General features: G+C 65.8%; 13 protein-coding genes. 5 read left to right on the top strand and 8 right to left on the bottom strand.

Annotated elements, in window-relative coordinates; all coding sequences use genetic code 11:
- Positions 1-4: 4 nt before the first annotated feature.
- Positions 5-409, bottom strand: coding sequence for a response regulator (locus tag Q2M23_RS12790; protein ID WP_028332273.1), 405 nt, complete (start codon positions 407-409; stop codon positions 5-7).
- A 180-nt stretch (positions 410-589) separates the two neighbouring features.
- Here Q2M23_RS12790 and Q2M23_RS12785 point away from each other — a divergent pair, with 180 nt between their 5' ends.
- A complete protein-coding gene (locus tag Q2M23_RS12785; protein ID WP_076832182.1) occupies positions 590-1486 on the top strand; it encodes a DMT family transporter in 897 nt (298 codons plus the stop codon).
- Positions 1487-1553: 67 nt separating this feature from the next.
- On the opposite strand, the gene Q2M23_RS12780 is transcribed toward Q2M23_RS12785, so the two are convergent.
- Positions 1554-2117 carry a BA14K family protein gene (locus Q2M23_RS12780; protein ID WP_316395787.1) on the bottom strand — a complete coding sequence of 188 codons (564 nt, stop codon included), beginning with the start codon at positions 2115-2117 and terminating at the stop codon, positions 1554-1556.
- A 268-nt stretch (positions 2118-2385) separates the two neighbouring features.
- Between Q2M23_RS12780 and Q2M23_RS12775 the strand changes: the two genes are divergently transcribed.
- Complete coding sequence (locus Q2M23_RS12775) at positions 2386-2796, top strand: NADH:ubiquinone oxidoreductase subunit NDUFA12 (protein WP_057019975.1); 411 nt, start codon at positions 2386-2388, stop codon at positions 2794-2796.
- A gap of 373 nt (positions 2797-3169) precedes the next feature.
- Here Q2M23_RS12775 and Q2M23_RS12770 read toward each other — a convergent pair whose 3' ends face one another.
- Entirely contained in the window at positions 3170-3856 is a 687-nt protein-coding gene (locus Q2M23_RS12770; RefSeq protein ID WP_057019976.1) for a DJ-1/PfpI family protein, read from the bottom strand.
- Positions 3857-3997: 141 nt separating this feature from the next.
- On the opposite strand from Q2M23_RS12770, the gene Q2M23_RS12765 reads away from it, so the two are divergent.
- Together Q2M23_RS12765 and Q2M23_RS12760 are read left to right on the top strand one after the other, a co-directional pair.
- A complete protein-coding gene (locus tag Q2M23_RS12765; RefSeq protein WP_316395786.1) occupies positions 3998-4936 on the top strand; it encodes a GlxA family transcriptional regulator in 939 nt (312 codons plus the stop codon).
- 122 nt (positions 4937-5058) lie between these two features.
- Positions 5059-5277 carry a hypothetical protein gene (locus tag Q2M23_RS12760; RefSeq protein WP_316395785.1) on the top strand — a complete coding sequence of 73 codons (219 nt, stop codon included), beginning with the start codon at positions 5059-5061 and terminating at the stop codon, positions 5275-5277.
- A 247-nt stretch (positions 5278-5524) separates the two neighbouring features.
- On the opposite strand, the gene Q2M23_RS12755 is transcribed toward Q2M23_RS12760, so the two are convergent.
- From Q2M23_RS12755 to Q2M23_RS12740, 4 genes are all read right to left on the bottom strand, one after another.
- The gene (locus Q2M23_RS12755; RefSeq protein WP_229193149.1) at positions 5525-5959 is read right to left on the bottom strand and encodes a hypothetical protein; all 435 of its coding nucleotides are present in this window, start codon (positions 5957-5959) and stop codon (positions 5525-5527) included.
- Positions 5960-6073: 114 nt separating this feature from the next.
- Positions 6074-7297, bottom strand: coding sequence for an SLC13 family permease (locus Q2M23_RS12750; RefSeq protein ID WP_028332265.1), 1224 nt, complete (start codon positions 7295-7297; stop codon positions 6074-6076).
- Between the two features lie 164 nt (positions 7298-7461).
- Positions 7462-8403, bottom strand: a complete 942-nt coding sequence (locus Q2M23_RS12745) for an alpha/beta hydrolase (RefSeq protein WP_316395784.1) — start codon at positions 8401-8403, stop codon at positions 7462-7464.
- Between the two features lie 111 nt (positions 8404-8514).
- On the bottom strand, positions 8515-9294 hold the full coding sequence (locus Q2M23_RS12740) for an SDR family NAD(P)-dependent oxidoreductase (protein WP_168857921.1): 780 nt from the start codon (positions 9292-9294) through the stop codon (positions 8515-8517).
- A gap of 257 nt (positions 9295-9551) precedes the next feature.
- Between Q2M23_RS12740 and Q2M23_RS12735 the strand changes: the two genes are divergently transcribed.
- Entirely contained in the window at positions 9552-10550 is a 999-nt protein-coding gene (locus Q2M23_RS12735; protein ID WP_316395783.1) for a DUF2155 domain-containing protein, read from the top strand.
- A 137-nt stretch (positions 10551-10687) separates the two neighbouring features.
- Here the strand turns inward: Q2M23_RS12735 and aat are convergent, their stop codons facing one another.
- The gene (gene aat, locus Q2M23_RS12730; RefSeq protein WP_076832236.1) at positions 10688-11368 is read right to left on the bottom strand and encodes a leucyl/phenylalanyl-tRNA--protein transferase; all 681 of its coding nucleotides are present in this window, start codon (positions 11366-11368) and stop codon (positions 10688-10690) included.
- Positions 11369-11547 lie beyond the last annotated feature (179 nt).

Genomic DNA, 11547 nt, shown 5'->3' with positions numbered 1-11547 from the left:
GCAATTATTTCGAAAGACGAGCGGAAGGTGCATACTTCGCAAGACATTCGTTAACGGCGGCAATCAGCGCCTGCGGGGTGAACGGCTTGCGCAGGCAGGCGGACGCGCCGAGCTCGATCGTCATCCGCAGGAAGTCCGGCGCGCGGTCGGCATTGGCGAAGGCATAGCCCGACATCGCGATGACGGGAATTTCGGGGGCGCGCTCGTGGAAGACGCGGATCGCCTCGAAACCGCGCATATGCGGCATGAAGACGTCGACCAGCATGACGTCGAAGGTGGCCTGCTCGAGCGCGCGCATGCCGGCTTCGCCGCCATCGGCGACGGTGACCTCGAAGCCCTGGCGTTGCAGACACACCTCGATGGCAACGCACACCATCGGGTCGTCATCGACCACGAGAACGCTCGGCACGATGCATCCTCTTTCTAACGGCCTCGCGTGCCGGCGACTCGCTTGGCCTGTTCGTCAATTAAGGCGGAACCTAGACGGAAAGTCTGTATCATAGAATGCATATGCTGTTTGCTGACAAGCAGATTTCCAGCTAGCCGTGACACATCACCTGTATTTGTCCATCCCCTTTACGACAGGTCCATGACCGCAGTTCCCATCGCCGGCCGCGCCCCGCTGTCACCGCTTGGCGTCGCATTCCTGGTGGTCGCCTCGATCGGCTGGGGACTCAACTTCCCGATCATGAAGTTCCTGCTCACGGAGTGGCCGCCGCTGTCCGCGCGCGGGCTGTGCGGCGTGGTCGGCGCGGTTGCACTCGGCCTGGTCGCGCTGGTGCGGGGACAGACGCTGCGCGTGCCCGACGGCATGTGGTTGCGGCTTGCTTTGGTGTCGACACTGTCGATCGGCGGCTGGGTCGCGTCCATGGGCCTCGCGCTGATCTGGCTGCGGGCCAGCGAGGCGGCCGTGCTCGGGATATCGATTCCGGTGTGGGTCGCGCTGGTGGCCTGGCCGGTGCTCGGCGAGCGCGTGTCGCTGCCGCGTGCGCTTGCGCTTGCGGTGGCGCTCGCCGGGATCGCGGTGCTGATCGGCGGCGGCGGCATCGACGCAAGCCTCGGCAAGCTGCCGGGGATTCTGTTCGCGCTCGCCGGCGCGGTCTGCGTCGGGCTCGGCACGGTGCTGACCAAATCGTTCAAGCTCGCGATGCCGCCGCTGTCGCTCGCGGCCTGGCAGCTTGCGATCGGCTGCGTGCCGATCGCAATCATCGGCATCATGATCGAGCAGCCGCAGCTCGCCGCGCTGTCGCAGTTCGGCTGGGCGTCGATGATCTACATGACGCTGATCCAGTTCTGCCTTTGCTATGTCTGCTGGTTTGCGGCGCTCGAGCGATTGCCGGCGGCGACCGCGTCGATCGGCACGCTGCTGGTCCCCGTCGTCGGCGTGCTTGCGGCAGCGGCGATGCTGCGCGAGCCGCTCAGCACGAGCGACATCGCAGCGCTCGTGGTGACGTTCGCGGCCGTCGCGGTCGCCTTGCGCACATAAGACTTGCGTACATGAAAAAAGGGCGGCGCTGGCGCCGCCCTTTTGCAATCAAGAATTCAGGCCTTCATTACGGGCAGGGATGCCGCCGGCCGTCATAGCCGAGATAGGTGCCCGAGGCAGGATCGTAGGACCTGTAGCGCTGCGCGCAGTAGTTGGCGCCGCCGCCACTCGGCACCTCCACGGCAACAGACGGTTCATCGTAATAGCCGTAGCTGTCGTCATAATAGCCGGGGCCGTAGCCATAGCCGGAGCCGTAATAAGCGCCCGAGGCGAGGGCGCCGCCGACGACCGCACCGGCCACCGCGCCGGGCCAGAATCCGCCACCACGATGATACCCGCCGTGCCAGCCGCCACCGCCGCGCCAACCGCCGCCGCCACCACCGGCCCAGTGACCACCGCCACCGCCGCCGTGCCAGCCGCCGCCACCGCCGCCGCCCATGGCACCTCCGCCTCCGCGGCCGCCGCCAAAGCCGCCGCCACCACCACCACCGCCGCCGCCAACGTGGCCGCCGCCGCCGCCCATCGCGCCCATCTGTGCGGCAGACTGGGCGAACGAAACGGTCGGCGCCACAGCCAACGGCAGCGCAAGCGCCAGAGCCGCGGCGGTGCTCAGAACCTTCATATTGATCATTTTGGACTCCATCAAAACGGTGAATGTCTAACCATCTCTGTGGTCGGACGTTCCGTGCTCCACATTGATTGTGGGTCATCTTCGCGTAGCCGGCGGCTCATGTATGGCAGCTGAACAAAACTCCTCGTGAGCGCGTCATTTGGTCGCCAAACGGGTGCATAAACCGGGAGCTGTCCGAGGGGTGCGGGGCTACCTTGGCGGCGGCTGGACATTTGGGGAATGAGGTGGCATCAGAGCCGCATAGTCTCGAACCGACGACCGGCCACGCATGAAACAATTCCTGCTGAAATTCTTCACCTGGTGGAATGGCCAGACCTTTGGCACGCAATTGTGGACCTCGCGATTCGGCGAACTGGTCGGCGAGGACGAGCAGGGCAACCGTTATTACCGCACCAAGGGCGGTGAGATCGATCCGACGCTGCATTTCGAGCGCCGCTGGGTGGTCTACAACGGTTACGCCGAAGCCTCGCGCATTCCGGCCGGCTGGCACGGCTGGCTGCATCACACGGTTGATGTGCCGCCGACCGAGGAGAGCTACCAGGCGCGCGAATGGGAGAAGCCGCATCTGCCGAACCTGACCGGCACCGCGCAGGCTTACCGCCCGTCCGGCTCGACGCTGGCGAGCGGCCGCCGCCCCAAGGCGACCGGCGACTATCACGCCTGGACGCCGGGAAGCTGACTTTCACGCATTGTTGTTCTGACGTGCACGTGCGTAACGACGCGCGTGCATCGCACACGCGCCCGGCAGCGCAAGCGCGCGCCTGTGAACAACGGTAACAGCGGGGACAGGTGGGCTGCAGCCGATGCTGCCCGCTTGCGCCGGGCGCGGGTTCGCGGCTCAATAGGGCCATCTTACGGAGATGGGAAACCATCGCGTCGGATCGGGCTCCAGATCGCGACTGTCCCGATGTGCAGCGGCCTCCGAGTTGGATGCGGCCGGGAGATAGGCCCCCGGTACAGACGTCCTGAAATCGCCCGCAAATGTGAGGCTACCGTGAGACAGGAAGGGCCGCTCGGGAAACCGGGCGGCCTTTTTCTTTGCGGCAATCAGGTCAGGACAGCCGTGCCGCGGCACGGCCCATCAAGTCGGCGCGGCGCGCCTGCGACGGCGCGATCCGCTCTTTCATGAAAGCGAGGATCTCGGCCGGTGCGGTCTCCGGCGAGCCCGCGTTGAACGGCGGGGCCGGGTTGTATTCGAGCCTGAGCTGGATCGCTTCCGCGGTCTTGCGGTCGACGAGCTCCGACACCAGCGTCAGCGCGAAGTCGATGCCCGCGGTGACGCCGCCGCCGGTGAAGCGGTTGCGGTCGACGCAGACGCGCGTCCTGGTCGGAATGGCCCCGAAGCCCGACAGGAAATCAATCGAGCTCCAATGCGTGGTGGCGCGATAGCCCTTGAGCAGGCCGGCCGCGCCGAGCACCAGCGATCCCGTGCAGACCGACGTGACGTATTTCGCACCCTCGGCCTGCTTGCGCAGGAAGGCCAGCATCTCCTCGTCGCCGACCATGTCGTCGGTGCCGAAGCCGCCGGGCACGCAGATCACGTCGAGCTGCGGGCAATCGGCAAAGGTCGTGGTCGGCGTCAGGACCATGACGGAATCAGTCGGAACGGGTTCGATGCGCTTCCAGATCAGATGCACCTTGGCGCCGGGAACCGAGGAAAACACCTGCAGCGGACCGGTCAGGTCGAGCTGGGTCACCTTCGGGAAGACGAGCAATCCAATCTGCAGGGGTTCGGTCATCGGGGGCTCCAAATAGCGCTTGACGGAACCACGATGTCATGATGGCATCTCGTCCAAAATGGCGTATTTCCCTCATTTTCGGACGAAGGCTCCTGAGAGAGGGGCTGCCAGGAAAGTAACGTCACCCGCGAGGATTTGGCGATGATCGGCATCCTGATCTTTCCCGACTTCCAGCTGCTCGACGCGGCCGGGCCGATCGCGGCCTTCGAGATCGCGGCGCGCTTCGCCAACAACGCGCCGGCGATCAGGACGCTTGCGGTGAAGGCAGGACCGGTGCGCTCTTCGTCCGGTGTCGAGATGCTCGCACGCGGCTTCAAGCCATCGACGGCGATCACGACGTTGATCATTGCCGGCGGCAACGGTGTGCGCACGCCGGCGACCTGTCCAGCCACGCTGTCATTCGTGCGGCGGATGGCCGGCCGCGGCATTCGCGTCGCCAGCGTCTGCTCGGGCGCCTATGTGCTGGCCGAGGCGGGCCTGCTCGACGGCCGCCGCGCCACCACGCATTGGCAGCGCACGCCGCATTTCGTGAAGACTTATCCGAAGATCAAGCTCGAGCCGGACCAGATCTTCGTGCGTGACGGCAATATCTGGAGTTCGGCCGGCATCACCGCCGGCATCGACCTCGCGCTCGCGATGATCACCGAGGACTATGGCGACGAGGTCGCGCAGAATACCGCGCGGCAACTCGTGCTGTATCATCGGCGCAGCGGCGGGCAGTCGCAGTTTTCCTCGCTGCTGGAATTGAAGACGCCGAACGGCCGGTTCGGGCCACTGCTCGCCTGGGCGCGCGAGCATCTCAATGCGCCGCTGACGGTCGAGAACCTCGCCGACAAGGCCGGGATGAGTTCGCGGCATTTCACCCGCGCCTTCATCGCGGAGACCGGCACGACGCCGTCGAAAGCGGTCGAGCGGCTCAGGATCGAAGTCGCGCGGCAGCGCGTGCAGTCGTCGGGCGAGGCGATCGAGCGCGTCGCCGAGATCACCGGCTTCCGCGATCCCGAGCGGATGCGCCGCGCCTTCATCCGCGCCTTCGGCCAGCCGCCGCAATCACTGCGGCGTGCGGCGCGGGCCGGGTAGGCGCGTTTGGGACAAGCTCGTTGTCCGATTTCACGCGATCCATGTCGTCTTTGCAGTGATGAACCTGACGAGGGTTCCCGTGACCCACGTTAAGTGGGCATTGGGGACCCGAGGAGGTTCTAATGACAAAGCATCGAACGATTACCGGGTTCGTGGCTGTCGCCCTGCTGGCTGTCACCGCGACCGCCGCGACCATCAAGTCGCACGCGACCCGGACCGACGGCATTGCCGTCGCCGGCACGGACACGCTCCCGGCCAAGGATTTCAGCGATCGCTGGTCCGCGATATCCGATTTGCCTCCGGCAACGGACATGACCGGGCGTGCAACTGACGCACGTTAAGGGCATGGACGGAGGTCCGGCCGGTTCGAGGACGCAGCCCGTGCAGAGATCACTCGTCTCGCAACAAAAAATGCCCCGCCGAAGCGGGGCAAGATGTTGAACGACTTAGTCTTGAGCGACTTGGTCTTGAATAGAACTAACGGTTCCGCCGCGCCGGAATAGCGCAGTCATTCACCAATACAGGATCAGCCCACGATCGCAGAGATCCACGGATGCTCTGATCGCGAACCGTGCTTCAACCGAAAGATCACTGGCCCAATGTATCGGTTGCGATCTTCTTCTTGAGTGCTTCGCAGGTATCCCTGACCTCCGCGGTCATCAGCGAGACGGCTTCGATCTGCAGGAAGAAGCGCTTGCCCTGATCGCGGTAACCGGCAGCGAACTCCTTGATCTCCGCGATCATGTCATGAACGCCTGCGACCATGACCTCGCAGTTCTTGGCGGCCAGTTGCAGTTCCGATCCAAGGGCCTCGATCTCTTTCACCGCCGCTTCATATTCGCGCACGACCGCCTCGGCCGACAGCTTGCCCACCTCGTTGACGCCGTTGCGATGCTCGACATAGTCCGGCATCGGCGAGAGGGGCCGGATGTTGCTGCGTGGTCGATGCGAAGTCACCGTGTTGATTTCGTCCTCCATCTGCTCCGACGGAGCGCGGGCGAGGACTTCTGCACTAACACTCATGCGAACTCTCCATAACTTGTTACGGCGAATGGAGTTTAGCAATGTCAACGGAATTGTCTCGATTTTCCACAGTTTTGAGGTAAGCGCAATTGTGCATTGCAGCATTGTGTTGCGTCAATGTGGCGCGTCGGGATGCCAGCCAAGCAGTGCGAGCATCACAAAGAAGCCGACGACATAGGCCGCCATGATCGGCCAGCCCTGGGTGATCCAGCGGACCACCGATTTGGCTTCCGGGTACATGTTGGACACTGCAACGCCCGCCGACGAGCCGAACCAGACCATCGACCCGCCAAATCCGACCGCGTAGGCGAGGAAGCCCCAGTCATAGCCGCCTTGCTTCAGCGCCAGCGCGGTCAGGGGAATATTGTCGAACACTGCCGAGACGAAGCCGAGCCCGAGCGCGGTCTGCCACGATGCGGCGGGCAATTTCTCCACCGGCATCATCGAGGCCGCCGTCACCAGCGCGAGCAGGAAGACGGTGCCTTTCAGCGTCTCGGGCATCACCGACCAGTCCGGCCGCCGCAGCACCGAGGTGACCAGGATCGCGGCCCAGACCGCGAGCCCGAGCACGGGCAGCGTATCGAGCAGCGCGGGGAACTTCAGATTGGCCGTCACATTGGCCGTCAGCGCGGCGAGCAGGATCACGGCCACGATCGCAACCCGCGCCCAGTCGATTCTGAGGCCGGACGGTGCATCCTTCACGATCGGCGAAAAGCGGTGCTGTTGCAGCGAGGCCGGCACCGCAAACACCAGCATCGCGACGATGGCTGCGACATAGGCCTCCACGACCGTGAGCGGGCTGATGCCGTCGATCCACATCATCGTTGTCGTGGTGTCGCCGACGACGCTGCCGGCGCCGCCGGCATTCGATGCGGCGACGATGGCCGCGAGATAGCCGATATGGACGCGGCCACGGAACACGTGGCGGGCCACGGTGCCGCCGATCAGCGCGGCCGCGATATTGTCGAGGAAGCCCGACAGCACGAACACGATGACCAGCAGGATCAGTCCGCCCTTCCAGTCATCGGGCAGCAGCGCCGGCATCTCGTCGGGAATGCGGCTCTCCTCGAAATGGCGCGACAGCAGCGCAAAGCCCATCAGGAGCAGGAACAGGTTGGCGAGCGTGACCCACTCATGCTCCATGTGATGCGCGAGACCGGGCAGGCCCGCGCCGAATTTCGCAAAGCCCGCGAACAGCAGCTTGTAGGCGACGATCGCGGCAAGGCCCGTCAGCGCCACCGCGAGCGTGTGGTGATGGAAGATCGCGACGCCGAGCAGCGTCAGCGCGAACAGGATGAAATCGAGCGGGATACCGTAGACGAGGAGTGGCGTGAGCAAGACGATCTCGATGGCTGGAGTGCCCGGCGGCGTGAAGCGCTGACGGCGGCACTATCGCGCGGCGTGGGGAACTTCAAGGCGCACTAACGCCGCAAGAGGCTCGCGATGCGCTCGCGAGCCCCGATCGGGAACGACGCCAGCCACGTCGCCGCGGGTCCGATTGCTCAGCCCAGCGTCTTCAGCCAGGCGCTGATCTCGGTCACGGCGATATTGGCCTGATTGAGCAGCTTGCCCATGGTGAAGAAGCCGTGGAACTGGCCGGGAAAATGCCGGTAGGTCACCGGCACGCCGGCGTCCTTGAGGAATTTCGCATACTCGTCGCCTTCGTCGCGGAGCGGATCGGCGCCGGCGGTCAGCACATAGGCCGGCGGCAAGCCGGCAAAGTCCTTCGCGCGCGCCGGCGAGGCACGCCAGTCGTTGTTGTCGGCGTCACCGAGATAATGGTTGGCGAACCAGCCGATCACCGAATGCGTCAGGAGGATGCTGGTCTCGGGCTCGCGATGCGAGGGATGCTTCCGCGAGAAATCGGTCGCGGGATAGATCAGCAGCTGGGCCGCGAGCTTCGGCCCGCCGTCGCGGGCGGTCAGGGCAACCACCGCCGCGAGGTTGCCGCCGGCGCTGTCGCCGCCGACGATCAGGCGCGCGGCGTCGATGCTGAGATCCCTGGCATTGGCGGCGACCCATCGGGTCGCGGTGATGGCGTCATCGACCGCGGCAGGGAAACGATGCTCGGGCGCGAGCCGATAATCGATCGAGATCACGATCAGCTCGCCCTCATGGGCAAGCTTCTGGCAAACCACCTCATGGGTATCGAGGTCGCCGATCACCCAGCCGCCGCCGTGGAAGAACACCAGGCAGGGCGCGAGCCCGTCTTTCTTGCGCAGCGTGTTCGGCGTGTAGATGCGGGCAGGGATCGTGCCGTGCGGCGCCGGGATCGCGAGCGGTTTGCTCGATTCCAACGCGGGAGGCTCGGGATTGGAGACGACGCGGGCGGCTCGATAATAGTCGCGCGCTTCCGTCGCGGTCAGCGTCTCATAGGCGGGACGGCCGGCCTCCTGGAACGCCTTGTAGACGGCAGCGGCATCGGGATCGAGAACGACGGGCATTGGGAGGACCTTCTTTTGGTGATGTCAATCCGGGGCGATGCGAAGCATCGAACCCGGAATCTCGAGATTCCGGGTCTGGTGCTTGCGCACCATCCCGGAATGACGGTCGTGTCAGGCGGCGGTGCGGCCGCCGTCGACGGTGTAGGCGGAGCCGGAGACGTAGCTCGCCTCGTCGGAGGCAAGAAAAGCGACGATGGAGGCGACCTCGCTTGCGAGGCCGAGCCGGCGCGCCGGGATGCGGTCGACGATCTTCTCGATCGGCGGCGGCGCGTTGCCGCCGGAGCGGCCCTGCAGGATCGTGCTCAGCATCCGGCTCTCGATCATGCCGGGGCAGACGCAATTGACCCGCACGCTGGTGCCGGTGCATTCCCAGGCCGCGCTCTTGGTCAGCCCGATCACCGCGTGCTTGCTCGCGCTGTAGACCGCGATCATCGGTGATCCCATCAGGCCCGCGATCGAGGCGGTGTTGATGATGCTGCCCTGGTTCTGCTTCAGCATGACCGGCAGCACATGCTTCATGCCGAGGAAGACGCCGACGACATTGACGTCGAGCACCCGGCGAAAGCTCTCCAGCGAATATTCGGGGATCGGCCTGATGTCGCCCTCGACGCCGGCGTTGTTGTAGAAGGCGTCAATGGCGCCGAAGCGGTCGACGGCGGCGCGGACATAGTCCTTGACCTCGTCCTCGTCGGTGACGTCGGCTTCGATTGCGAGGGCCTCGGCCGAGGCGGGCAGGTCCTTGATGGCGGCCTTGAGATCGGCGCCCTTGCGGTCGACTGCGACAATCCGCGCACCCCGTTCGGCGAGCAGTTGAAGCGAGGCGGTTCCGATGACGCCGGCAGCCCCGGTGACGACGGCGACCCGGCCGTCGAGCCTGATGCGATCGGGCATGGTGGGTTTCCTCTGGCTGGTCCGGTTCGATCCGGATTTTCCTGGTTTTCACGCGCGGCGGCGTGGCTTCAGCGTGAGGACTATCACACGTGTTCCCAGGAGTGACCAGAGGGTGACCAGAGGCTGCCCAGTGGACCGGGGAGAGGTGGCCGGGTGCCCTTTCCCCGCCGTATTCGGCGTGTTAACCGGTGGCCTGCGAGCGGCCGATATCAAGGTAGACTGTCGCGAGCCCGATTCGCCCTTTAAAGCCGCGCGAGATGCTTCGAACCGTTGCCCTGACTGGCTTTGCGGCCCTGGTTGCCGCCTCAACCATCTCGCTTGCGCCGCCCGTGCGCGCGCAGATCGGAACGATTTTCTCCGATCCCGCGCCGCGTCCGCCCGGCTCGATCCCGCGTGGTCAGCCGGCTCCTCCCAGCGACGACGACGAGGAAGTGCCGGAATTGCCGCGCGGCCGTCTGTTGCCGACACAGCCGCGGGCGCTGCCGCCAGGCCAGGCGGTGCCGCCGCCCGGCAGCGTGCAGTCGCAGCCGCTGGCGCCGCCACCCGGCTCGCCGGTGGCGCCGCAGGGCACCCAGCCCGGCGTGGCCGTGCAGCCGCCGCAACCAGGCGGTCCGGCCGTTGCCAATACGCCGCCCGGCGCCAACCCGCTGCCGCCGGGGCAGCGTCCCAAGGGCACGCCCCAGGGCACCCCGCCGCAGACGCCTGCCACGTTGCAGCCGGGCGACGAGGTCGTGCAGGAGCCGCCGTCGACCAAGATCACCAACAAGAAGGCGAGCTTCTCCGGTCTCGACAAGATCACCGGACGCATCATCAATTTCGACGAGGATATCGGCGAGACCGTGCAGTTCGGCGCGCTGCGGGTGAAGACCGATGCCTGTTACACGAGGCCATCGACGGAAGCCGCCAACACCGATGCCTTTGTCGAGGTCGACGAGATCACGCTGCAGGGCGAGGTGAAGCGGATCTTCTCGGGCTGGATGTTCGCGGCGAGTCCCGGCCTGCACGGCGTCGAGCATCCGATCTACGACATCTGGCTGACCGACTGCAAAGGGCCGGACCAGACCATCGTGACCGCCGCACCCGATCCGCCGAAGGCGCCGACGCCTCCGCCACCGCCGGCCCAGAAGCGCGCGCCGCCGAAGCAGGCCGCACCGCGTCCGCCGCCACAGCCGCAATACCAGCAGCAGCCGCCACCTCCGCCGCCCCAGCAACAGCAGCGGCCGGGCGGGTTGTTCGGCGGATTGTTTGGGAACTAGCAAGCACGGCCCGGATGGAGCGCAGCGAAATCCGGGTTTCTCTCCGCGGAGAGACTTGTCCCGGATTGCGCGGAGCCTGTCATCGGGCGCGCGTTCGCGCGACCCGTTGGCTTCATCCGGGCTACGCGATCAACCGTTCAATTGCGCTCGGCGATGATTGCCAGCGCGTCGGCACCTTTGACCGGCTGGGTGGCGTCGAGCTTGCGGAAATCCGCCGGCGCGCCCGTGATCGCCTTGTCGAGCAGCGCGCGATAGCGGCGCCGCGAGATCTCGATCGCGCCGAACGTCCTCAGGTGCTCCGTCACATATTGCGTGTCGAGCAGTTCGAACCCGCCCGCGATCAGCCGCGCCACCAGATGCACCAGCGCGACCTTCGATGCGTCGCGCGTGGTGTGAAACATGCTTTCGCCGAAGAAGGCGCGGCCGAGGCTGACGCCGTAGAGCCCGCCGACCAGATTGTCGTCCTGCCAGACCTCGACGCTGTGGCAATGGCCCGACGCGTACAGCCCGACATAGAGATCGCGGATGCGCCTGTTGATCCAGGTGTCGTCGCGGCCGGGCTGCGGCGCCGCGCAACCGGCGATCACGGCCTTGAACGCGGTATCGACGGTGACCGTGAAGGCATCGGAGCGCACGGTGCGCGCCAGGCGGGAGGCGACACGGAAGCCGTCGAACGGAATCACGCCGCGCAATTCCGGCTCGACCCAGAACAGGGTCGGATCGTCGGCGCTCTCCGCCATCGGGAAGATGCCGCAGGCATAGGCGCGCAGCAGCACCTCGGGCGTGATCTCGGAGGAGGCGGAGTCGCGTGACGTCATACCGCCAAGGATAGCAAAGCGCGGGCGGTCTTGCGATGGGGGCTGCCACCGGGACGCTACGTGTTGACGAAACGAGCTGGTTCCTCCACAAGCCGCGCCGTTCCGCAGCAGTTTCCCGAGACGGACTGCGCGGTCGTGCTAGATTGCAACAAAAAGATGGCGGCGCTGCCGGGACACGG

The sequence above is a fragment of the Bradyrhizobium sp. 33ap4 genome (assembly GCF_032654765.1).
Classification (GTDB): Bacteria; Pseudomonadota; Alphaproteobacteria; order Rhizobiales; family Xanthobacteraceae; genus Bradyrhizobium; species Bradyrhizobium australafricanum.
This window is presented reverse-complemented; position numbering and strand designations above follow the sequence as displayed.